Source organism: Mycoplasma sp. 6243 (assembly GCF_051200785.1).
Lineage (GTDB): Bacteria > Bacillota_I > Bacilli_A > Mycoplasmatales > Metamycoplasmataceae > Mycoplasmopsis.
Genome location: NZ_CP195154.1, coordinates 263,527 through 286,758, shown reverse-complemented (window position 1 = coordinate 286,758; position 23,232 = coordinate 263,527). Strand labels below are relative to the sequence as shown.

General features: G+C 30.6%; 27 protein-coding genes, 1 rRNA gene, 1 pseudogene and 1 riboswitch. Of the genes and pseudogenes, 2 read left to right on the top strand and 27 right to left on the bottom strand.

What is annotated here, in order from left to right:
- Positions 1-53: 53 nt before the first annotated feature.
- The 6 genes from ACR82Z_RS01370 to ACR82Z_RS01345 all read right to left on the bottom strand — a co-directional run bounded on the left by ACR82Z_RS01370 (position 54) and on the right by ACR82Z_RS01345 (position 10,564).
- Positions 54-3,053: an OppA family ABC transporter substrate-binding lipoprotein gene (locus ACR82Z_RS01370; protein ID WP_435130192.1), complete on the bottom strand. Its 3,000-nt coding sequence runs from the start codon at positions 3,051-3,053 to the stop codon at positions 54-56.
- A gap of 1 nt (position 3,054) precedes the next feature.
- The gene (gene pepF, locus ACR82Z_RS01365; protein ID WP_435130189.1) at positions 3,055-4,896 is read right to left on the bottom strand and encodes an oligoendopeptidase F; all 1,842 of its coding nucleotides are present in this window, start codon (positions 4,894-4,896) and stop codon (positions 3,055-3,057) included.
- 95 nt (positions 4,897-4,991) lie between these two features.
- Positions 4,992-5,158: riboswitch (Lysine riboswitch) on the bottom strand.
- A gap of 187 nt (positions 5,159-5,345) precedes the next feature.
- Positions 5,346-5,663, bottom strand: coding sequence for a histidine triad protein HinT (hinT, locus tag ACR82Z_RS01360; protein ID WP_435130186.1), 318 nt, complete (start codon positions 5,661-5,663; stop codon positions 5,346-5,348).
- Positions 5,656-6,954, bottom strand: coding sequence for a HinT-interacting membrane complex lipoprotein P60 (locus ACR82Z_RS01355; RefSeq protein WP_435130183.1), 1,299 nt, complete (start codon positions 6,952-6,954; stop codon positions 5,656-5,658). Before ACR82Z_RS01355 ends, hinT begins: the two co-directional genes overlap by 8 nt.
- Positions 6,954-9,128, bottom strand: coding sequence for a HinT-interacting membrane complex protein P80 (locus ACR82Z_RS01350; protein ID WP_435130180.1), 2,175 nt, complete (start codon positions 9,126-9,128; stop codon positions 6,954-6,956). Before ACR82Z_RS01350 ends, ACR82Z_RS01355 begins: the two co-directional genes overlap by 1 nt.
- Before the next feature lie 218 nt (positions 9,129-9,346).
- Entirely contained in the window at positions 9,347-10,564 is a 1,218-nt protein-coding gene (locus ACR82Z_RS01345; protein WP_435130177.1) for a hypothetical protein, read from the bottom strand.
- A 251-nt stretch (positions 10,565-10,815) separates the two neighbouring features.
- Between ACR82Z_RS01345 and ACR82Z_RS01340 the strand changes: the two genes are divergently transcribed.
- Positions 10,816-11,346 carry a hypothetical protein gene (locus ACR82Z_RS01340; protein WP_435130175.1) on the top strand — a complete coding sequence of 177 codons (531 nt, stop codon included), beginning with the start codon at positions 10,816-10,818 and terminating at the stop codon, positions 11,344-11,346.
- Here the strand turns inward: ACR82Z_RS01340 and rrf are convergent.
- A 5S ribosomal RNA gene (gene rrf / locus ACR82Z_RS01335) occupies positions 11,346-11,451 on the bottom strand. The two genes, ACR82Z_RS01340 and rrf, sit on opposite strands and share 1 nt — an antisense overlap.
- Positions 11,452-11,586: 135 nt before the next feature.
- Here rrf and tig point away from each other — a divergent pair.
- Entirely contained in the window at positions 11,587-12,906 is a 1,320-nt protein-coding gene (gene tig, locus ACR82Z_RS01330) for a trigger factor (protein WP_435130172.1), read from the top strand.
- 95 nt (positions 12,907-13,001) lie between these two features.
- On the opposite strand, the gene ACR82Z_RS01325 is transcribed toward tig, so the two are convergent.
- The 20 genes and pseudogenes from ACR82Z_RS01325 to rplC all read right to left on the bottom strand — a co-directional run.
- Positions 13,002-13,940: an L-lactate dehydrogenase gene (locus ACR82Z_RS01325; RefSeq protein WP_435130169.1), complete on the bottom strand. Its 939-nt coding sequence runs from the start codon at positions 13,938-13,940 to the stop codon at positions 13,002-13,004.
- 159 nt (positions 13,941-14,099) lie between these two features.
- The gene (gene rplO / locus ACR82Z_RS01320) at positions 14,100-14,540 is read right to left on the bottom strand and encodes a 50S ribosomal protein L15 (RefSeq protein ID WP_435130166.1); all 441 of its coding nucleotides are present in this window, start codon (positions 14,538-14,540) and stop codon (positions 14,100-14,102) included.
- Complete coding sequence (gene rpsE / locus ACR82Z_RS01315) at positions 14,540-15,250, bottom strand: 30S ribosomal protein S5 (RefSeq protein WP_435130163.1); 711 nt, start codon at positions 15,248-15,250, stop codon at positions 14,540-14,542. Before rpsE ends, rplO begins: the two co-directional genes overlap by 1 nt.
- Before the next feature lie 2 nt (positions 15,251-15,252).
- Positions 15,253-15,603 carry a 50S ribosomal protein L18 gene (gene rplR, locus ACR82Z_RS01310; protein ID WP_435130160.1) on the bottom strand — a complete coding sequence of 117 codons (351 nt, stop codon included), beginning with the start codon at positions 15,601-15,603 and terminating at the stop codon, positions 15,253-15,255.
- Between the two features lie 12 nt (positions 15,604-15,615).
- Positions 15,616-16,158, bottom strand: a complete 543-nt coding sequence (gene rplF, locus ACR82Z_RS01305; protein WP_435130157.1) for a 50S ribosomal protein L6 — start codon at positions 16,156-16,158, stop codon at positions 15,616-15,618.
- Between the two features lie 10 nt (positions 16,159-16,168).
- On the bottom strand, positions 16,169-16,564 hold the full coding sequence (gene rpsH / locus ACR82Z_RS01300) for a 30S ribosomal protein S8 (protein ID WP_435130154.1): 396 nt from the start codon (positions 16,562-16,564) through the stop codon (positions 16,169-16,171).
- Positions 16,565-16,566: 2 nt separating this feature from the next.
- Complete coding sequence (locus ACR82Z_RS01295) at positions 16,567-16,752, bottom strand: type Z 30S ribosomal protein S14 (RefSeq protein WP_435130152.1); 186 nt, start codon at positions 16,750-16,752, stop codon at positions 16,567-16,569.
- A complete protein-coding gene (gene rplE, locus ACR82Z_RS01290; RefSeq protein ID WP_435130149.1) occupies positions 16,752-17,297 on the bottom strand; it encodes a 50S ribosomal protein L5 in 546 nt (181 codons plus the stop codon). The genes ACR82Z_RS01295 and rplE overlap by 1 nt, the downstream gene beginning before the upstream one ends.
- A 2-nt stretch (positions 17,298-17,299) precedes the next feature.
- Complete coding sequence (rplX, locus tag ACR82Z_RS01285; protein WP_435130147.1) at positions 17,300-17,635, bottom strand: 50S ribosomal protein L24; 336 nt, start codon at positions 17,633-17,635, stop codon at positions 17,300-17,302.
- Positions 17,636-17,646: 11 nt separating this feature from the next.
- Positions 17,647-18,012 carry a 50S ribosomal protein L14 gene (rplN, locus tag ACR82Z_RS01280; protein WP_435130145.1) on the bottom strand — a complete coding sequence of 122 codons (366 nt, stop codon included), beginning with the start codon at positions 18,010-18,012 and terminating at the stop codon, positions 17,647-17,649.
- Positions 18,012-18,281, bottom strand: coding sequence for a 30S ribosomal protein S17 (rpsQ, locus tag ACR82Z_RS01275; protein WP_435130142.1), 270 nt, complete (start codon positions 18,279-18,281; stop codon positions 18,012-18,014). The genes rplN and rpsQ overlap by 1 nt, the downstream gene beginning before the upstream one ends.
- Position 18,282: 1 nt before the next feature.
- Entirely contained in the window at positions 18,283-18,477 is a 195-nt protein-coding gene (gene rpmC / locus ACR82Z_RS01270; RefSeq protein WP_435130140.1) for a 50S ribosomal protein L29, read from the bottom strand.
- On the bottom strand, positions 18,477-18,896 hold the full coding sequence (gene rplP / locus ACR82Z_RS01265; protein ID WP_435130137.1) for a 50S ribosomal protein L16: 420 nt from the start codon (positions 18,894-18,896) through the stop codon (positions 18,477-18,479). The genes rpmC and rplP overlap by 1 nt, the downstream gene beginning before the upstream one ends.
- Positions 18,874-19,548: a 30S ribosomal protein S3 gene (gene rpsC / locus ACR82Z_RS01260; RefSeq protein ID WP_435130134.1), complete on the bottom strand. Its 675-nt coding sequence runs from the start codon at positions 19,546-19,548 to the stop codon at positions 18,874-18,876. Before rpsC ends, rplP begins: the two co-directional genes overlap by 23 nt.
- Positions 19,548-19,889, bottom strand: coding sequence for a 50S ribosomal protein L22 (gene rplV, locus ACR82Z_RS01255; protein ID WP_435130131.1), 342 nt, complete (start codon positions 19,887-19,889; stop codon positions 19,548-19,550). The genes rpsC and rplV overlap by 1 nt, the downstream gene beginning before the upstream one ends.
- Positions 19,889-20,167 carry a 30S ribosomal protein S19 gene (gene rpsS, locus ACR82Z_RS01250; protein ID WP_435130128.1) on the bottom strand — a complete coding sequence of 93 codons (279 nt, stop codon included), beginning with the start codon at positions 20,165-20,167 and terminating at the stop codon, positions 19,889-19,891. The genes rplV and rpsS overlap by 1 nt, the downstream gene beginning before the upstream one ends.
- Positions 20,167-21,012, bottom strand: coding sequence for a 50S ribosomal protein L2 (rplB, locus tag ACR82Z_RS01245; RefSeq protein WP_435130125.1), 846 nt, complete (start codon positions 21,010-21,012; stop codon positions 20,167-20,169). The genes rpsS and rplB overlap by 1 nt, the downstream gene beginning before the upstream one ends.
- 116 nt (positions 21,013-21,128) lie before the next feature.
- Positions 21,129-21,596: a 50S ribosomal protein L23 gene (gene rplW / locus ACR82Z_RS01240; protein ID WP_435130122.1), complete on the bottom strand. Its 468-nt coding sequence runs from the start codon at positions 21,594-21,596 to the stop codon at positions 21,129-21,131.
- A complete protein-coding gene (gene rplD / locus ACR82Z_RS01235) occupies positions 21,596-22,432 on the bottom strand; it encodes a 50S ribosomal protein L4 (protein WP_435130119.1) in 837 nt (278 codons plus the stop codon). The genes rplW and rplD overlap by 1 nt, the downstream gene beginning before the upstream one ends.
- A gap of 137 nt (positions 22,433-22,569) precedes the next feature.
- Positions 22,570-23,229 (bottom strand): annotated as a pseudogene (rplC, locus tag ACR82Z_RS01230) (50S ribosomal protein L3); the annotation flags it as partial.
- Positions 23,230-23,232 lie beyond the last annotated feature (3 nt).

Sequence of the window (23,232 nt, the reverse complement as noted above, 5' to 3'; positions counted from 1 at the left end):
ATCTCCTTATTTAATAATGCAAAGACAATTAACTTGCGTTAATTGTCTGGATATTATTTGGTTGCAACTTCGTATGAACCATAGTTAGTAGCATTATCAAGTGTTGCAGGTATAATAAAGTTTGGATTGCTCAATCCTTTTACAAACGAATCTTTTAATGTTCCAGTTGTTATAGTCATATTCATTCCTGTTAAATTACGGAATTCAGCAACCATATTTAATAATGCTTTTTTATTAAATACATCTTTTGTTTCATCTGATGTATTTAATCATAATCAGAAGTTTGCTGAAATTGTAAGTGGGGGTAAGTATTTTGCCACGTCTTCTTTGCTTAATGGAACTAATTGTTCTTTTCCATCAACTGTTTTAAGTTGATATTGATTTAAATAAGTAGAAATATCACTTGTGTATTTATTTCCCAACTTAATTAATTTTTCAAGTGGAATTGAGAATTTAACATTATTTTTAGGATCTTCGATAAATTTCTTTCAGTATTCAGCTGCTTTAACAAGGTTTGGATAATTTACTTGAAGTTTAGCTTTATAATCTGCATCAGTGTTAATTCAAGTAAATAATTGAATTAAGTTACCTTGAAACATATATCCATCAAAACCTGATCCGACTAAATTATAATCATATCCTCAACCAGTTACTGTGTATGGAGTTGATCCAAAATTAAAAAATTCATCAAAGTCTTTTCTATTATTATTTTTTTCAAATTTAACTTCAAAACGATCAGGATATAAACTATTAAGAACTTTTTGCATTCCTTTATAAACATTTTCATGAACTGAATTAATATTTGTAAATCGAGCACGAACTGTGAATCTTACTTTCTTTGTATCCTCTACTTTATCAAGATCGGGATGTTGTTTATAAAATTCATCCAATACTTCTTTCATCTTTGTTTTTAATATATCTAATGCACTTGAACTAAATTGATCATCAGCAGTTTTACCAACTATTGAATTTTCAGATGGTAATAATTCGGTTCCGATTTTTTCACCAAGATTAACTTTTTGTCCAGTTTTTGAATCTACTACAAACACAGTTGATAATTGGTCTCAATATGGACGTAATGTATTATATTGCAATGATGTATCTGAGTCGTTATTACGGATGGTTACATCTTGTGCAAATCCTGAAATTCATGGAATTGTAAGATTAGGTGTTAATAACTCTTGTGCAACATATGCTCAGTTGATTGAAGCAGTTAGAATATTCATAAATTCTGCTCCTAAACCTGTGGTAGCTGCTTTTAATGTATTAGTTGCAGTTCCGGCTTTGATATCAGTCAATGAAGCTCCATAAACTAATTTTGTATATGCATCATTCATAAATGAAGCAGTTGTTGATTCTTGTTGATTTTGCGGAATTCATGTAGGTGTAAATCCATTATTTGAATGACTTGTATTTCTAGATTGAACATCTCTTAAACCTCATTGCACAGGGTTTGCTGAAATTTCTTCGTGGTATGCCTTTAAATTACTATAATTTGCACTTGCTGTTAAACCTGCTTTGAATTGCTCATAATTAAATTTTGCAAAACCATCTCCTAACGGAGTTGTAGTGTAGGTATTTTGAAAAAGTTTTACACGTCTTGGATTATTAACAAACTTTTGATTTCAATAGTTTGTATTTAACTTAAAGGTATCAGTCAAAGAGGTTCCATCATAACCAGCATAGTAATATTTACCAGCATATAAAGCCGAATCCATTGACATTCCATATCAGTATATCCCAGATTCTTTAGCTAAACCATCTTGTAAATTGTTGATTTTGTTTTTGATATCTGTTTTATCTGAATCACTTATATCACCACTTTTATAGAAGTTTGGTAGTTGTTTACTTGCCACAGTTTCTTCGATATATTGTGATGGAGCAGGAATTAAATCATAACTGTTAAAGAAAAACTTATCATATGCTAAATCAAATTTAGATTCTTTTTTTGGATCTAATTCTTGTAAAACAAAGAATTCACGTTGGTCATCACCTGTTCCTTCAACATGTACTGATTGTGTTTTATCTAAAATTTTATTTACATCAATGTTATAAAGTTCATATAAGTATTTATTAGTTCAACTGTTTCCTTGAGCTCTAAAGTATAAATCTCCATTTACAACATATTTTTCACGTGCTAATTTTTCTAATTCTTCGGTTCCACCATTATTTAAACGAAATAGTGAATCCTGTCCAGCATAGGTACGTAATACTCCCATTCAAAAATCTTCTGCTTTAATTGGATATTTTGTTGCTTCACCTTTAGAATTAATTCATTTTTGATTTTTTCGGATTCTAAATGACATCTTAGTTGCTTTCTTTAAAGCATGTCTAAATGTATCGGAGTTAATCGATCTAGGATTATCACTTTGCAATTCAACTAAACTTAATGAATAACTACCATCTGGTTTATCGGGCTTTGGTAGTAATGGAGCATCATCTTGATCAAAAACCATATCTTTTGTTGTTCCATCATCTTGTTTTACTGTCAAAATAACTGCATCTGCTAATTCTAATGAATATCTAGAAACCGATGGTTTATGAATTGTGCGAGTCTTAATTGTTTCTAATGTGTTTGTATCTTGCACACTAGATTCTGTGACTTCTGGACGACCATAAAAGTTTAATTCAACTAATCTTGGAATTTCTGAATCATATGTAGATTCCGATAATCCACCTGTGGTAAATGAAAGGTCGTAAAAATTTCTTGAATCAGAATGGGTAGAATCGTATTTAACTGTATATAATCCGCTTGATGCTTGTTGTGAAAAAGAGGTTATTCCATCAAGATTAATTGTTTTTGCAGGTGGATTAATAATTCCTAATAAAGTATCAGTCGATTGATATTTTTGTGTATCAATTTGCTTGCTAGGATATGCAAAAGCTGTGTTATATTTATCATCTGCAGGTGGTTTTGGTAAACCGGTTTCATTGCCTGGGGTTATTTCTTGATTACCTACTGATGTGGTCGAACCACCACCACAAGCAACAGCAACTGGTAATACCAGAGAACTTGCTGACAATCCTAATCATAAAAATTTCTTTTTTTTCATATTATTTTCCTTTTTTGTCTACTTTAAAAATTTTCTTACCTAAATTAATTCATTGGTCCACTATTTCTGAAAGAAATTGCAATCCATCATCATAAAAGTTATCATTCATTAAATCTACACCCACTTTTTTTAAAATCTCAATTGGATAATCACTACCACCTGCTGATAAAAAGTTGTTTATGTAGTTATCTAAAGCAACTTTACCTGACTTTTTATATTGTCTAAAAAAGTAGGTAGCAACTAGATGTCCTATAGCATATTTATATACATAAAATCCATAGTAATAATGTGGGACATAAATAGATTGGATGGTATTAGCAACTGAATATGGTTGCTTAGTTAGAGTGTATTTTAAATTATTTACATAATAGAGCTTACTAATTGAATCATAACTACCAGATACTTTCCCTTGTGAAATCGCTTGGTAAAGATCATATTCGTAGTTAGCTCAATTGGTTTGCTTTAAAACAGTACCGACAAATCCTGCGATCATTGAATCGAGAATTTGAAATTTTAATTTGTCGTTTTTTGAATTAGTTAACATATAATCTGCTAACATAAATTCATTGTATATTGAGGCTATTTCAGCTAAGAAGATGGGATACATTGAATTAGGTAAGTTTTGCCGAGTATCTGAAAAATACGAATGCATTGAATGTCCTAACTCATGTACAAGTGTTTCAACACTACGCAGTGTCCCTTCGAAGTTCATTAAAATGTATTTTTTGTCAATTCCATAGGTTCCACCGATGCTATAAGCACCACCTCGTTTGGTATCGGTGCTCATATAATCAACTCATCGCTCATCGATTGCTTTGCAAACTTGCTGATAATACTCATCTCCAAAAGGTTTTAATGCTGCTTTAGCAAGTTCATTCATTTCGGAAACTGTATAAGAAGTTTTCACATTAACTAAATCGCGAGAGTAATCTCATTTTTGACGTTTGCTATGAAATTTAAGATAATAGAACTTATCACTTCATTGCTTATATTTTTTTAATATTGTTTTACTTGAAGCAACTTTTTCAAAAAGTTTCATCAAGATTTGATTTGATACCTTATCTGAAGCTGTTAGCATTGCTACAGTAGAATCATATTTACGTAATTTTGCTTCAGTAGTCAATGCTTTGAAATGTTGGAATAATAATTCGGCAAATGTATCTTTGTGGTTAGTAAATGCTTTTCAATAATTTAAATATGCTTGCTTACGCACATTAGCATCATCGGATTTAAGAAGTTTTTGATAAATAGTGGGATTAAGTTTAATTTTCTTACCTTTTTTAGTTTTAACTGTTCCATAATATAACTCACTATTTGAAAGAATACTAAAGATATTATGTGGATTTGGTTGCCCGAATGCTGAATTAACTAAGTATTCTTCAACTTTATCATCTAATTTATGCTCATATTCTTGGATTTGATCACAAATACTGCGACGATACGATGCTAAGCGAGGATCGTCTTTTCATACCTTCATTTTTTCCATATTAGCATAAAAACGATTCGATTCAGAACCAAACTCGGTATTGAGTGTGTGTGATAAAAATTGAAATTCTGATTCTAATTGTTTAAATTTCGCATTAACTAAATCGGTATTTAAATTATTTGAAATATAATTATCAATTTTAAATGCTAATTTGGTTTGTTGCTCCGATAACATCACATCAGTTAAATAAGATTCGATGCTATCATATTTGCTATCTTTATTTAAAATTCTGCTTTTATATACCTTTTTATACTCTGAAATTAGTTCTTCTATGCTGCTACCACTAAGAATATCATCTAAATCTCAGGTATATTCACTCGGAATATCCTTATGATTTTTAAATTGCTTTGCTTTCATATTGCTCCTATTGTTATGAAAAAAGTCTTGTAACTTATAAATTTACAAGACTTTTTAATCAGTATTTAATATCATACTATCTAAAATAAGAAATGTAAATCTATAGCACCAATGGTTCAACCAAAGAGTAGAAATCTTTTATGCTTTTCTACCAACTTAACTTACTGCCATAAGTTAGGTTTCGGCTTTTATACCCTTTCATTAACTTTTTAGCATGCCTGCAAGGTTAATTACTCTTGTTAAAAGCTCCTCTATAGTTTAGCTCACAGATTACTACTATGTCGTAATCTGTTAAACTAACAACAACAGATTATGACAAAATTAAACGTTAATAATATTGCAACGTCTATTAATATATGTCATAATAATTTGTTGTGTTCCTTTTTTCATAGAAAGTAGTATACCAAAAAAATCAATAAAGCAAAATAAAAAAACACAATTGCTTGTGTTTAATCAAAAGGAATGATATGAATATGAGTATGAAATACCATCTGACCTGCTGAAGCACCAGTATTAACTAATAATTTAAAACCACTTTTATTGTGTTCTTTGATATATTTAGCAGCCAACTCACGAGCTTTTAACATTGCATAAATAAAGTCTGCATCGTTGTTTTCTAAAATGTTTGCTTCTGGGGTTTTCGGAATAACTAAAAAGTGTCCAGGTTGAAACGGTTTAATATCATATATTGCAATTACTTTTTCATCTTCATAAAGAATTTCTGCTGGTATTTGACGATTAATAATTTGGGTAAAGATACTAGCCAAGGAACTTAGAATCCTTTGCTGAATCTTTTAATTTTGCATCATCTATACCTACAGAAACACGGTAACCTAAATCTAAGAATGCTTTGACAACTTGATCATATAAAGCAGAATCAGAAAGGTTTAATAAAACGGATAATTTAATAATTTTGTCTTTAAAAGGAGTAGCATCGAAACTAATAATTTTTTTAGTAATTTTTGCCGGTTGTCCTTGCTTGTCTTTATCTGGATTGTCTATTTCAATTGTTTTACCAATCGGTAAAACTCAGTTGAAAAATGATACTTGAATATTTTTATCATCAGAAGAAATATTAATTGCTTGCGATAAATTACCATTAGCATCGACTGAAACTAGACGAGAGTTTACAGGATCATAAAATCCACTTAAATCGCTATAATTTGCGATGTTTTTTAAAATCTCAATATTTGATGTAGCTCCATCTTTTCCGACTAAGAATCTAAATTTATTATCATTTTTTAAAATACCTACATATGAAGCAAGTTGCTTTTGTTGACTAGCATCAAAAAATAATAAGTCGTCAGAAGCATTTTTGTTAGTTGTATAACTTGTTTTTGCTAAATTATTATAATCATTGATACTTGAAATTTGACGAGTTTGTAGGGTAAAAATATCATCTGCATTAGAACTTTTGTATTGTCAAAGTTGCACAAACTGGTTTTTGACTAAATAATCTATTAATAAAAAGTTATTTAAGTCAAAATTATCTTTATTTGCATCATAGTCACTTTTATTAATCTTTTCTAATTCTTCTTTTTTATTGATTTTAAAATAAGTAGCAACCAATAAATTTTTTAAAACATTAAATCTAACATCTGATTCATCGATTTTAAATAATAATTTAAATTGATCCATATTCGGATGATTATTGGTAATATTTTGTGGTTGTAATAAGTTTAAATCATTTTGATTAAACAATCCTAATTTTTGTAATTTAGCAAGTTCTTTATTATAAAAATCATTATCCTTTTGTGATTCAAATGCTAAATATGCTAAATATGCATTATATGCATCAGTTGCAAAACTTTGCGATTGCAAAAGTGTTTCATTAATTTGGGTTTGATTTTTATTATTTAAATCGAGATTATAGTATTTGCTTACTACTCCTAACAATCAAGTTTTTTCGATTTCTTTTTTGATTGCATCTTTTTTTTCAAAAGATAATTCTTGTTTAGTTTTTTCAGGAGTATTAACTTTGGTTCCACATGCTACAGTGGCAATTGGTAAGATGCTAATTAAAGAAGATAAAGCAAAATAATTAAAGCGTTTTAACATTATTTATCTCCTTTATTAAGTTCATTTGCTACAACTGCTCCGATGACATCAAAAGCAGATTTGTCGCTGTAGGTATATTTTTTGGTATTTAAATCAAAGTAACCGACTTTTAGTTGACCATCTTGATAAACAATATTTAATGAATTATTTTTATTATATGTATCATTGATTCATTGATTAATTTTTGAGATATCGTCTAAATCTTTTGATAAATGAATTCCATTATCTATCACCTTTATCCTTGATTCTACATTTGTGATATCACTTTGTGTATAATCAGTGTTAGTTAATGAATTTGGATTCTTTGTTTTTAATACTGTTGCAACAAATTTTGGATCAGAAAGTGCATTAAATAAAAAATCTTCTTTTGAAATACTTGCACTTAATTTATCTGTAATATGTAAATTTGTGTTATTGCCTGCTAATAAGTTTAATAAGTCACTTTTAATAAAATTGTTATAGTTATCTTTTGAAATTTTATAATCTGAAAATAACATTAATCCTTTATCAGTAGGGATAAGATAAAAATTAGGTTTGTTTTTGATGCTATATGCAAACGCTAAACGTTTATTACTGTCATCGATATTTACTGCGAATGCTTTGTTAAAAGTATCTTTGATATAAATGCTAAATTGATCACTTGTTAGCGAATCTATTAGTCGTTTTATATTAGTATTTACATTATTTACTAACTCAGAAAATTCTTGAATTTTGCTTTTATCTTTTGATTCTGAAATTGTTTTTGCTTTATCTAAATCAGATTGAATCAATGATTCAAGTTGTGGATTAAATCCTTTTGGTAATTGGTAAATAGTTGATAAATCAATTTGAGGTAATACAACAGATGTTTTGTTAGCATTAGCTTGTTGTTCAAAAATTCCTTGGGTTTGTGTTGCTAGTGCTTGATTTACATCCAAGTTAACTAAATCAGAAAACGATGTTATACCATTTGTTGCTAATGTGTTTGATTTAGTTAATGTTAAGTTATCTAAGGCAAATTGAAATTGCTGCTTACTTGGAACATCTGAATTTGACTTACTGATTCCATATAAAGTAGGAATATCTACAAAATTATTAAGGTAATCTATATTTGCTTTAAGAATTGGACTACCATCTGCTGTTTTTACACTGGTATATCTTAAGATATTAATAAGTTTATCCTTTGCACCATCTTTATCAAAAGAAAACGGGAGCAATAAATCTTTGTTTGCTACACCTGGAAGTAAAATTGAGGTTGTAATATGAATATCATTTTTTGCAAAATATTTTGCCACTAAAGCACTTGGATCAATTTTGTCTTGAATAAATGATTTGGTTGTAAATAAAATAATAGAACTTGAATTAGCATCGGGACGAAAGTATGTAACATTTTCTTTTAAGTATGGGACTACATTATCACCTTGTTTATAAAGCAAATCCTGCAATTTATTTCCGTTTGCATCAAAATGTGGGATATCTCTTTGTGCCTTACGGTTTAATGCATTTGCAGAAATAATTTTAGTTTCAATTGTAAAACGACGTTTTGCCTCAGTTTCAACTTCCTTAAATGTTGCATATTCGACTGCTTCATCAATGTTTTTAGAATTACCATACTCTGTTTGCAACTTTTTATTTCAAGCATCTAAATAAGTATTGGGTTGAAATGATTGACGGGTACTTTCGAATTCTGCATTAATTGCTTTGCGTTTTTCTGAACGGATTATTGCTAATGATTTTAAATCACTCGCTACCTTAGGATTTTCACCAGGTAATAATGATGCATTATAAATTTGGCGATATTCATCAGCTGCTTTTTGCTCTTGATCATAAAAATAAAATACTGCTTGACGGTAAATATCATCAATTTGTTTATCATTTGCTTCTTTATTACTTTCTAATACATTTTCTAAATCACCTACATTCATTTCAGTAGTAATCTTTGATTTATCATTAGTATTAAAGAATTTGAATGCTGCTGCATTTTTTGCTTGTGCTTGCACATAATCAATTCGGTTAACGCTTATACCTAACGGTATAGCAATAGCAGCAATAATAATCACTCCTAGCGAACCTAAAATCCCAAAATTAATTCAATTTCTTTTGCGGCGATTAGTTTTGATAAGTTTTTGCTTATCTTCATACGAATCATTAAGTTCGGTTAAGCGTTCAAAAAATGTCTTTTTTCTCTTTGCCATTTTTACCTCAATTTTGTTTCTTATATATAAAAGTTTTTAATATATTATACCAAAAAAATGTATTTTTTGCAGCGATTTGGTAATGCTATATTTGTATTTATCCACCTATATATCATATGTTCTTAAAATTGTATAATATTAATAATATAATTATAAGCTTGTTAGTAAATAAAATTATGCAACTTTATTTTGTATATAGTTGCATAATTTTATATTTTTTACTTTGTTTTTTGGGTTGTTGTAGTGCTTGATGATGTTGATGCAGAGGTAGTTGTAGTAGTAGTTGCTTTTGTTTCTTTCTTTTCGTCTTTTTTTCCACCTTTATATGTTATAACAGCATCTGCTTTACCATTACCTCTCATAATTGTTACTCATAAATTATAATTTGTTTTCTTAATATGTTCAAGTTGTTCAGGAGATAATGTTGATAGATTTTCAGGCAGCTTTTTACTTGGGTCTCTTGGTGGGTAACCGAAAATTCAACTATTTAATCCCCCCCCTAATCCTAATGCATCTCTAATTGCTAAATATTTTTGAACATCGTGTTTTTGTAATCAATTTAAATGTTCAGTTGTTATATCAGAAACATTTGCAGGAATCGCAACACTACTATAATCTTTTTCAGGTATAGGTTTTGGTTGATTTTTTATTGGTGGTAATGTACTTTCGGTTTCTTTGATATCCGATTCATTTCCTGGTTGTCCAAAAATTCAATTATCAGGCAAAGGTTTTAATACTTGCATAATCGCTTGAAATTGTGAAAAATTATGCATTTTTATTCATTCAAGTTGTCCAGATGAGATGGTTGATAAATCAGTTGGAACTGCTATTTTGCTATAGTCTATTTGTCTTTGTGGTTTATCTATTGGAGTAGTTGAAAATGTATTAAGGTTTTTATTCATATTTTCAACAGAGAAAAGAATTTTTTCACTTCCGTCTTTTTTATAAAAAGCAAATGAATAAAATTTATTTGGTATTAATGCATTATCATTATCTTTATCTCATTTAAATAAAAGTGGATATTGTCCTTCTTTAAGTGGATCTTGATTTACATCAACACTAGCATATGCTGCCTTAATGTCTCCGTCTTTTACAAGACTATTATCATCAAGTGATTTAACTTCTGCTGCAATAGCAACTCAATCACCTTTAATTCCGACAAGTGGTTGGTCGTGGAGAACAAAGACAAATGAACCATCCTTTGACATATAGTTTTCACTTCTAGCAGCAGGGTGCTTTAAATAAATAACTTTTATATCTGCTTTAGCAGGTGCTACACCATATTCAGTAACATTAATTGATTGATCTGTTATTTTTTGTTCTTTTGCAGGTGCTTGAGTTTTACCTGCACCACATGAAACAGCAACAGCAGCGACAGTTGTTAAAGTAACCCCTGATGCCGATAAGTATGCTAAAAGTTTCTTTTTAAATTTCATATTATCCTTCTTTCTCAATTTCATAATCAATGTGAAATTGTATGTTATATCGAAATTAGTAATGAAATATAACATAAATAGTTATTTTATGTTTTTTTTTTTTTTTTGCAAAGAAATGTGAGAATTTTACATATTTTACTTTCCTTGTTATTTGAAATTTTCACAAAATTTCCATATTTCTTCTTTTTCTAGAAAATCACTATGAAAACATATCTCATGAAAATATTATTATGATTTAGTATAATTAATTTATGAATATTTTTAATGACAAAAAAACTATAATCGCTTTTAATGAGCTAGCTTATCAATTTAGATTTGTTTATTCTTTATTTGGTGAGAGCTTAAAGCAAGCTAAAAATGGAAATCTACCTTTTGATGATATAGAAACAATTATTACTTATAACACACTAATAAAACTGAAAGAATCTGGATTACCATTAAATTTAAATTTAAATGAAAAAAATATTTTTATCCCACAAATTAAAATAAATAATGAATATATTTATCTAAATATCCTGATACAAAGCAATAATATAAAAGCTAATTCAAAAAATTCTATGAAATTATTAAAAAAAATAAACGATGGTAATTTTTTTATATTGCCAAAGTTATTTGATTATATATATGATAAAAATCCTGATACATGAGTTTTTGTTTATTATGATTTTTTAGATAAAAAAACGAAACTATACACTATTTCAAATATAAATATTAATTATTATAAAACAATTAAAATTGATAATCTGGAACTGCCTTATATAAATATTGAAAAATCGATATAAAAAAGCAGCTTCCTATTTTGACCGTTAGGCTATCGTCGGCGTAAAGTGGCTTAACTACTGAGTTCGGAATGGTATCAGGTGATTCCACTTGCTATGACTACTGGTAATATAATACAGATTTTTTTTAAAATACCAAATATTTTTTTATTTTTTTGTTTGAATTCATAATTAATAAAGATATAGTTTCAAAATCACAGAAAATAAGGTAAAATATAATAATATATTATGTAAGGAGAACAAATGATTAAACACCAAGAGCATAAAGAATTAGCTGAATATACAATTAAGGTTTTAATTCCGGCAGATGAAGTTAAAAAGAAAAATGACTTTTATTTTAATGAAGCTTTAAAAAAGGTAAAGGTTCCTGGTTACCGTCCTGGAAAAGCACCGCGTGAGAAATTAGAAGCATATTTAGACACAAATGCTATTTCACGAAAAACTGTTGATTCATTTCTTCACTCAAGTTTCAACGATGTTGTAAAATACTTAGATGACAAAAAAATTAAAGCACTTTCAAAATATTCACTAGATGTTAACCCTCAAAAAGATGGTAGTTTAGAGATTTCTTATCATTTTCCTATGTGACCTGATTTTTCAAAAGTAGATTTAAAGAATTTAAAAGCAAAAATTAAACTTCCTAAATCAGGTGAAAAAGATAAGAAACAAATTATTGAAGAGTTTTATAAAGAAACAGCTATTAAAGAAGTAGTTAGTGATCCAAAAGTAAAGTCAAAACTTACTGATACAGTAAATATTGATTTTAAAGGATTTATTGATGATGAACCTTTCGAAGGTGGTGAAGCAGAAGGTGTTGATTTAGTATTAGGATCAAATACTTTTATACCTGGATTTGAAGACCAATTAGTTGGTAAAACAACAGGATGAAAAGGTGATATAAAAGTAACATTTCCTGGTTCATACTTCGTAAAAGAATACCAAAACAAAGAAGCAATTTTTGAAGTTAAAATTAATTCTATTACTCGCTTAGTGCAAAAAGAAATAACAGATGAAATTGTTAAAGGATACAATTTGGGTGAAAATGTTCAAACAAAAGATCAATATCTAGATTTAGTATTCAACAAAAAATTAAAAGAACATTTTATAACATCGATTCATAATTTTGAAAAAGATATCATAAATGAAATGTTAGAAATTGCTAATCCTGTTGTCCACCCAAATTTATTAGAAGATGCTATTAAAAAACTACAAGAAGATTTTGATAAGAATTTAAAGCAATATGGAATTAAAAAGAAAGAATACTTCCATCTTGTAAAATCAACCGAAGAAGATATTCAAAAGGAATTTGAAAAGACTGCATTAGAACAAGAAAAGAAAGCATATGCAAGTAGACATATGGCTGAAATCTTACCAAAAGATAAAGATGAATTAGAAAAACAACTAAATGAATTTAAGGATTTATTAGTTGATTATCCAATTGATCAAAGAGATAAATATGCTTCACTACTAATTCTTTATTTAATCATTAAAGAAAACAAACATAAAGATTCTACAAAATTAGCAAAAGAGTTTATTAAGTTTATTAATTTCTTAGCTAAATAAAATAATATAACGAAGTTTTTTACTTCGTTTTTTCTTCCTTTTATTCCTAAGATTATAAAAAAACAGGTGATTTACTCACCTGTATATATGTGTTATTACATTACTGACTTAATTGCAGCTTTAATAATTCCTACTGATCTAGCAAATTTTTCTTTTTCTTTATCGTTTAATTTAATTTGCACAATTTGCTTAATTCCTTGACTTCCAACAACTGCTGGAACCCCAATTACAACATCACTAGTTTCGTATTCTCCATTTAATAATACTCCTAGTGGTAATACAGCATTTGCATCTTCTTGGATGTATCTAAGAATTTGTGCTAAACAAGCACCTATTCCATAATAAGTTGCTCTTTTTCTTTCAATAATTTTATACGCTTTGGTATAAACAGGTTTTTCAAGTTCTTCGATGTAGTTTGAAGCATTAATTCCTGTTTTTGCTTCAAATTCTGAGAAAGGTAATCCGGCAATTTTAAATGTTGAGAAGTTTACAAGTGATGAATCCCCGTGTTCTCCAAGCACAAATGCTTCAATATTGTTAGTTGAAACACCTGTTTTCTTTGAAAGTAATTGTTTCAGTCTTGAAGTATCAAGGATTGTTCCTGATCCAATAACTTTTTTAGGATCAAATCCTGTTTCTTTCATATATACATATGTCATTACATCAACTGGATTTGATGCAATAAGAGTAATTCCTTGGAATCCACTTTCCTTAATTTGTTTAGCGATATCTCTCATAATAAGAGCATTATCTTGAACCATTTGTAATCTAGTTTCACCTGGCACTTGTGGTCTTCCTGCTGTAATAACTACTACATCTGCATCTTTTGCATCAGCATAACTTGCTGCAAAAACTTCAAATTTACGAACTGATGGAACGATAACATCTTCTAAATCTAAAACATTTCCGTCTCTTGGTCCATCGAATTTGTCTATAATACCATATTTAGCAGCTAATCCTTGATTAATTGCTGAATATAAGAATGAAGCACCAACTGCTCCGGCACCAACTAAAATAACTTTTGTTGCTTTCATATAAAACTCCTTTAAAATGTATGCTATCCTATTATACTATTTTTATGGTATTAATAACTTATTTTTTTATTTTTCTGAAATATTATTCAAAACTTTACATAGTTACAATGTATAAAAATTATATAGCATCTAATACATTAATGTATTAGTTTTATGTTATTATAATTCAACAACTTTTCCACCATTAGCTTCTACAGCTGCTTTTGCTGCTTGCGAAGCTTTATTAACAGTTACAGTTAAGTTTTTGCTTAATGTTCCTTTCGCTAAGAGTTTAATAGGTAGATTTCTTTTTACTAATTCTTTTTCAAATAATGATTCAATAGTAACTTCTGAGTTATTTTCATAATGTGTTTGCAGTTGATCAAGGTTAATGATTTGGTATTCAATATGGTTTACATTAGTAAATCCGCGTTTTCCTAAACGACGGAATCACGGAGTTTGTCCCCCTTCAAATCCTAATCTATGTCCTTTGCGCTTGTTTTGTCCTGATTGACCTTTACCAGCTTGTTTTCCTTTACCAGCAGCATGTCCGCGACCTTTACGGTGCTTGCTTAGTCTTGAACCTTCTGTTGCTTTAAGAGTATGTAATTTAATTGACATTATCTTAAGTCCTTTACATCTTTATTTCTGATTTCAGCTATTTGTTCTGGTGTTCTAAGTTGTCTAAGTGCTTTAACGGTTGCTTTAACAGTGTTAGTCTTTGAACGAGAACCATATGTTTTAGTAACAATATCTGAATAACCTGCTAATTCTGCAACAGCACGCACTGTACCTGAAGCAATCAATCCTTTCCCTTTAGAGGCAGGTTTTAGCATAACCTTTGATGCTAAGAATTTAGCATAGACTTCATGTGGGATAGTAGATGATTTTGGATCAAAAGGAACTGAAACAAGGTTGTTTTTCGCATCTTTAATTGCTTTTTTAATGGCATCTGGAACTTCATTAGCTTTTCCGTGTCCATAACCTACACTACCTTTTTTATTTCCTATTACCACAAAAGCAGAGAAACTAAATCTTCTTCCACCTTTAACAACTTTGGTAACACGAGCAATATCGATTACTTTTTCGCTGTATTCAGAAACTTCTTTATTGCGACGATTGTCACGGTTTGCTGGTTTTTTAAAACGGTTTTCTGTTTTTGACCCACGGTTTGGTCTGTCAATTGCATTTGCATGAACTGTTTTTTGTTCTGATGAGTTTGCTGGTTTGTAGTTAGTATTTCTGCGAGGTCTAACTTCCTTAGTTCCGGTTGTTGGTCTGACAACCTTATAATCTTTTTTAGGTTCTTTATTTTCTTTTTGGTTTTCCATAACTAGAATTTAACTCCTTTTGCTCTAACTGCATCTGCGAATGCTTTGACTCTTCCGTGATATAAATATCCACCACGATCAAAAACAACTTCTGAAAGATTAAGTTTTAGGATTTTTTCACCCATTAAATCACCTAATTTACTTGCAGCAGTAATATTTCCACCATATCCTGGTAAAGATAAAGTGGATGCTGATGCTAATGTAACTCTTTTTGAATCATCGATTAGTTGCGCATATAAGTTTTGGTGTGATTTAAAAACATTTAAACGTGGTTTGCTTGCACTACCAACAATGTAATGACGGGCACGATTATGCTTAAGTTTACGTGCTTGATTTCTTGATAATTTCGCCATATTTGCTGCTTACTATTTAGAAGCAGTTTTCCCTTCCTTACGTCTAATTTTTTCACCTTTATATGAAATCCCCTTACCTGAATATACACTTGGGGTTCTTACTGCACGAATTACTGATGCAAAATGCCCAACACTTTGCTTGTCAATACCTAAAACTGAAACTTCGGTTTGTTTAGGACTAACTACAACTTTAACATCTGCTGGAACTGTTAATGAAACAATATGACTGTATCCAGCTGATACATCTAGCTTATTTCCTGTTAAAACTGCTTTGTATCCAACACCCTTAATTTCAAGATCTTTTTGAAATCCTTTTGAAACTCCTAATAACATATTTGCAATATGTGCATTGGTGGTTCCGTGTAGTTGTTTAGTAATTTTTTCTTCGTTTGCACGAACGGTTGATACTTTATTCCCATCAACATGAATTGAAATAAGTGGACTGAATTTTCTTGATAAAGTTCCTAATGGACCACTGATAGTAACAACATCAGCATCCATTTTAAAGGTTACCCCTGCAGGAATAGTTAAAACACGATTTCCAACACGAGACATATCCTAAACCTTATCAAATGTAGGCAATAATTTCACCACCTACATTTTCCTTTCTTGCTTCTTTTCCAGTCATTAAACCTTTAGATGTAGAAATAATTACAGTACCATAACCTGAAATAATAGAAGGAATTTCATCTGATTTAACATACACACGTAAACCAGGTTTCGAAACCCTTTTAATCCCGACAATCGCTGATTGCCCTTTTTTGTATTTTAATGTAACTACAATTTGCTTATCTATACCTTCACCTTCAACTGCATAAGAAGCAATGTATCCTTGTGATTCAAAAAGTTTTACAATTGCTTCTTTTTTCTTAGAAAAAGGAATTGAAACGGTTTTATGTCTACGCGCGTTGGCATTTTTAATACGAACCACTAAATCTGAAATAGGATCTGTTATAAACATAATTATCAGCTCGCTTTCTTCATACCTGGAATTTTACCTTCATGTGCTAAGGTTCTAAAGCAGATACGACATACTTTATATTTTCTTAAAACCGCATGTGGACGTCCACATAATTCACAACGTGTATAAGCACGTGATGAGAATTTAGGATGACGTTTTGCTTTAACAATTAATGCTTTTCTCGCCATTATTTAGCTCCTTTTTTCTCAAATGGTACACCTAGTAATTCTAATAAACTACGTGCTTCTGCATCGGTGTTTGCTGTAGTTACGATTAGGACATCAAGTCCTTTAATGCGACGAATTTTATCAAATTCAATTTCTGGGAAAATAATTTCCTCTTTAATCCCTAAAGCAAAGTTTCCCCTTCCATCAAATGCTCTAGGATTTGCCCCACGGAAATCGCGAATCCGTGGCATCGCAACATGAATTAATTTTTCTAAAAAGTCTCACATACGACCTCTGCGTAAAGTAACTTTGCCACCCATAGGTATCCCTTCACGAAGCTTTCATGAAGCATTTGACTTTTTAGCTTTGGTTTGGAATGGTTTTTGTCCTGAAATAATGGTTAATTCGTTTAAAACTTCATCGATTGCTTTTGAGTTAGAAACCTCTTTACCTGCAGTCATATTCAATACGATTTTTTCTATTCTTGGAACTTGCATTATTGATGAGTATTGGTATTTTTCTTTTAAAGCAGGAACTGCTTTTTTAACATAAACATCTTTTAGCATAATTAATTAATATCCTTATTGGTTTTTTTAACAAATCTTACTTTTTTACCATCTTTATTAATTCTATATCCAAGTTTTGAAGCAATGTTTGGTTGTGATTTTGTGGCTTTTTTTGCTAAATAAGCAACATTTGATACATGAATTGGAGCAGCCATCTCTTTAATTGAACCGTCTTGATTTTTTTGGCTAGGTTTGTTGTGTTTAGTTACAATATTAACATCTTTGATGATAACACGGTTTTGTGAATGTAATACTTTTTCAATAGTTCCAGTTTTACCTTTTTCGCTTCCAGCAATAACTATAACTGGATCATTTCTTTTGAACTTAATTTTTGACATAAATTAACTCCTTATAAAACTTCCGGTGCTAATGAAACTATTTTTGGAAACTTGTCACGCAATTCACGAGCAACTGGTCCAAATACCCGTGTTCCTCTTGGTGTTAAATCTTCTTTTAAAAGTACTACAGCATTATCATCAAAACGAATATATGAACCATTATTACGGTGTATTCCGTATCTTGAACGAACTACAACCGCTTTCACAACTTGGCCTTCCTTTACCATTCCAGTAGGAATAGCTTTTTTTACAGAACACACGATTATATCACCGATATTAGCAACTTTTTTCTTTGCCCCACCTAAAATACGAATTACACCGATTTCTTTTGCACCTGAGTTATCAGCAACATTTGCTTTTGATAATTCAATTAGCATTATTTATTTCCTTCTAAGGCTTTCTCTTTAATTGAAACCAATCTGAAGTGTTTAGTTTTAGAAAGCGGTCTAGTTTCCATAATAACTACCACATCATTTAATGCTGCTTGATGATTTTCATCATGTACTGCAAATCTTTTAGTAGATTTAAAACGTTTTGCATAAAGTGGGTGCTTTTTAAAAGTATCAACAGCAACAATAATGGTTTTAGCAGCTTTCCCCGCCGAAACAACTGTTCCTGTTAATGTTTTTCTAGTATTTCGTTCCATATTATTTTGTATCCTTTTTTTGGTTTAATGCTGTGAGTGCTTTTGCAATATCAGTTCTTAAAACTTTAATTTTGTGTGTTTCTTTCAAATCACCAGAAACATTACGGTATCTAAGAGTGAATAATTCTGCTTTTAATTTAAGCACTAATTCTTGTAATTCTTGCTTTGACTTCTTTTGTAAATCTTTAAAAAGCATTATTGTACTCCTTCTTTTTTAACAATTTTTCATTTAACTGGTAATTTATGTCCAGCTAAACGAAGGGCATCGCGAGCCACTTCTTCAGAAACTCCACTTACTTCAAACATCATTGTATTAATTTTAACTGCTGTATATCATAGTTCAGGAGCTCCTTTTCCTGAACCCATACGAACCCCTATTGGTTTAGAAGTTTTTGAAAAGTGAGGGAAAATACGAATAATAACTTGTCCTTCACGACCCATTCTACGAGTAGCAGCAATACGAGCTGACTCAATTTGACGTGCAGTTACTCATGCAGATGTAACTGCTTGTAAACCATATTCTCCAAAATTAACTGTGTTTCCTTTGGTTGCTTTACGTTTGTCATGTTGAACCACAAATGGTTTACGATATTTAGTTCTTTTTGGTTGAAGCATGTTTATCATCTCCTTCCAAAATTTCACCGAGTGAAATTCAAACCTTAACCCCAATTGCTCCATAAGTAGTGCGAGCAGTTGCTGTTGCATAGTCAACATTTTGTCTTAAAGTATGAAGACGCATTTCTCCATCAGAATAACCTTCTGTACGAGCCATATCAACACCATTTAAACGTCCTGATACCATTGTCTTAACACCTTTGGCTCCAGATTTTAAAGCAGCACGCATTGCTATTTTTTGTGCTTGACGGAAACTGTCACGATTTTCAAGCTTAGTAGCAATCATTTCTGCTAATAATCTTGCATTTAAATCTGGTTTTTTAAGTTCAACAACTTGAATTCTAAGGTTCAAGTGTTTGTTTTTTACGAATTTTTGAACCTTTAATGTAAGTTCTTGGATGTTTTTACCTTCTTGACCTAAAACTGCTGCTGGTTTTGCAGTGTGCAAGAATACAGTAACTTTATTATCTTTATTTCTTTTAATTTGAACTCTACCAATTTGATATTGACGCACTAATTTATCGAAAAACTTATAGATTTTAGCATCCTCAACTAAATAATCACCATAATTTGCTTTTTCAGCAAATCATACTGTATTGTGTGCCTTAGTAATTCCATAACGGAACCCATTTGGATTAACTTTTTGTCCCATTAGTTTCTCTCCTCTAAAACAATTTTAAGGTTTGATGTGCGTTTAAAAATTGAATAAGCACGACCTTGGCTTCTTGGTTGAAATCTTTTAAGAGTTGGTCCTTCATTGACATAAACTTCTTTAACAAATAATTTCGATGCATTCATTCCGTGGTTGTTAGTTGCATTCGCAATTGCTGAGTTAAGTAGCTTCATAAAAATTGGTGCTGATTTTTTTGATGTGTTTCTTAAAAGCCCTAAAGCAATTGAAACATCTTTTCCTCTAAATAAATTAGCCACTAATTTTGCTTTTGAACTACTTACTTTTTGAAGTTTAACACTTGCTATAGCTTGTTGTGCCATTATTTCTTCTTACCTTTATCTGCGCCGTGACCTGAAAAAGTACGAGTTGGAGAGAATTCTCCAAGTTTGTGTCCTACCATATCATCGGTTACATATACTTCGATAAATGATTTTCCGTTATGAACTGCAAATGTTAATCCAACGAAACTAGGGAAAATTGTTGATCTTCTTGATCATGTCTTGATTGGTTTTTTAGGTGCTTTTCCTTCAACGATTGCATCAACTTTTTTAAGTAAGTGATCGTCTGCAAAAGGTCCTTTTTTCAAACTACGTGACATTATTTAGCATCCTTTCTTCTTCTTAAAATAAGTTTATTTGAAGATTTCTTTGTTTTTCTGGTTTTCACACCAAGTGCTTTTTTACCTCAAGGAGTAAGTGGAGCTTTACGACCAACTGGTTGTTTTCCTTCCCCTCCCCCATGTGGGTGGTCTACTGGGTTCATTACTGAACCACGTACGGTAGGTCTAATTCCTTTATGTCTATTGATTCCAGCTTTACCAACATTGACAAGTAAGTGTTCTTCGTTACCTACTACACCAACGGTAGCACGACAACGAGCTAAAATACGACGTGTTTCACCTGATTTAAGTTTTAACACTACATATTTTCCATCATCATCCTTACCAAGAATTTGTGCAGAAGTACCTGCACTACGAGCAATAATACCTCCACCACCTGGTTGCATTTCAATGTTATGCACGAATGTACCCTCTGGGATAAATGCTAATGGTAGTGCATTCCCTACTACAATATCAACATTTTCTCCTGAGAGAACTTTTTGACCTAAAACAATCCCTTTAGGTGCTAAAATATATCTTTTTTCTCCGTCTGCATATGCTAACAAACAAATATTAGCTGATCTGTTTGGATCGTATTCAATTGTTTTAACGATAGCAGGGATATTATCTTTGTTACGTTTAAAATCAATGATTCTGTAGAATCTTTTAACACGTCCTCCACGATGTCTAACAGTGATCTTCCCTTGATTGTTACGGCCAGCATGGTTTTTTAAATTTACCAACAATGATTTTTCTGGTTCGTGACCTGAAAGATTTGTTTTAAAATCTAATGAAGACATATTTCTACGACCATTGGTAGTTGGCTTATAATGTTTTAATGCCATTTATTTTGTCTCCTTGCTTAAAAATAGTTGCGGATCTTTCTTTTAAGCAGTAATTTCCGCTCTGTAAACTTAATAAATTAATGAATATCATTTTTCATTCAATAATTATAAGAAGATTATTCACCACCGATTTTGCGTTTTGTGGTAGTTTTCTTAGCAACTGAAGCAGTTTTAGTTGCTACTGTTTTTTTAGCAGCTAATTTTTGTGCTACTTTTGCTTCAACATCGGCTGATTTTTTAGCCTTTGCTGCTTTTTCTTCTACTTTTTGTTGTGAATTATCATCTGCTTTTAATTCACTTTCGTTAGGTAAGTAGTTCATGGTTTGTCCATCTTTTAAGGTAACCATTGCTTTCTTATAACGATTAGTGAAACCATGATAACGTCCTACATTCTTTGCTTTTTTATTAACTTTTATTGTATTTACACTTTCAACTTCTACTTGAAAAATTGTTTCAATTGCTTCTTTTATTTGGTATTTATTTGCAGCATAATCAACCTTAAAAACATATATATTGTTTTTTGTTCTTAAAATATCTGTTTTTTCTGAAAGAATAGGTGCTTTAATAACTTTAGTTAATTCCATTATTTAACTCTACTTTCTAGCAATTTAAGACTTTCGTTTGAAACAATTAATACATCTGCTCCAATTAATTGTTCAACTGATAAAGAGTTTGCTTTTGATGTTGAAACATTTTGCAAGTTCGCAGCAGATTTATATACAATAGGACTTTCAGTAACGATTAATATACGTTTTAAGTGATCTACTTCTAATTCCTTTAATTTTGCAACTAATGCTTTAGTTTTGATTGCATCTAATGATAAATCGTTAATAATAACTGCTTTATCATTTGCTAATAAGGTTAGTGCAGAAACAAATGCTGCAAATTTAACTTTCTTATTAACTTTAAGTGAATAGTTTTTGTTTGCTTGTGGTCCAAATGCTCTACCACCACCTACTCAAATTGGTGATCTGGTTGAACTATGACGAGCTCTTCCTGTCCCTTTTTGTCTTCATGGTTTTTTACCACTTCCGCTTACTTGAGAACGGTTTTTAACTTGGTGTGTGCCCTGTCTTCTTGATGCTCTTTCAGATAAAATAGTATCAAAAACTGCTTGGGTGTAAATTTTTTCAGAACCAAAAAGTGATTTTGGTAATTGTGCAGAAAAGTCTTTTTTAACAACAGTTTCTTTTACAACAGAAACCTTTGCTGACTTAGGAGCAGATTTAGAAGTTGTTTTTGTTTGCTTTGATGTTTCATTGGTAGATTTAACTTCTTTATTTATATTTGTTTTTTTAGCATCTGAATTTGTTTTCTTTGAAGTTGATTTAGAAGCAGGCTTATTTGCTACTTTTGCATCTGGAGTTTTTTTAGTTACAGGTTTTGTGTTTTCAGTTTTTTTGCTTTTAGTTTCAGCCATAACTATTTTTCTCCTTCCTTAGCCTCTGCTTCATCAATCAATGCCTTAAGTTGCACAGATGTCATACCCACAGAAACCTCAATATTATATTTTTTAGCATGTTCGATTAATTCATTCATTAATTGAACTTCTGCTACATTAACTAATTTAACTTCTTTATGATCTGGTAATCCTTTTACTGCTTTACGAATCATAACAAATGATTTTTTAGGTCCCGGAATTGAACCTTTTACTAATAAAATATTATTATCAGTATCAACTTTAATAACTTCTAAGTTTTGCACTGTTGTTTTTGCATGTCCTAAATGACCTGGCATTGTCATGCCTTTAAAAACTCTGTTACCTGAAATATCTCCAAGTGAACCTGTTTGTCTTACTGGTTGTGAACCACCACCACCACCATGAGATTTAGGTCCAATAGCTTGGTTGTGACGTTTAATAGTTCCTGCAAAACCTTTACCTTTTGAGATACCGGTTACATCTACTAATTCACCTGATTTAAAAATGTCAACTGTGATTGTTTGTCCAAGTTCATAACCTGACATATTACGAACTTCTTTTACGAAGCGCTTAGGTGTTGTGTTTGCATTTTTAAAGTGTCCTGTAAGTGGTTTGTTGCTACGACTTGACTTTTTATCAAAAACTGCTAATTGAGTCGCTACATAACCGTCTTTTTCTACAGTAAGCACCTTAGACACAACATTTGGTTGAACTTCCACTACTGTAACTGGTACACTAGCACCTGTTTCAGTAAAGATTTGAGTCATACCAACTTTACGTCCTAAGATTCCTTTCATTTG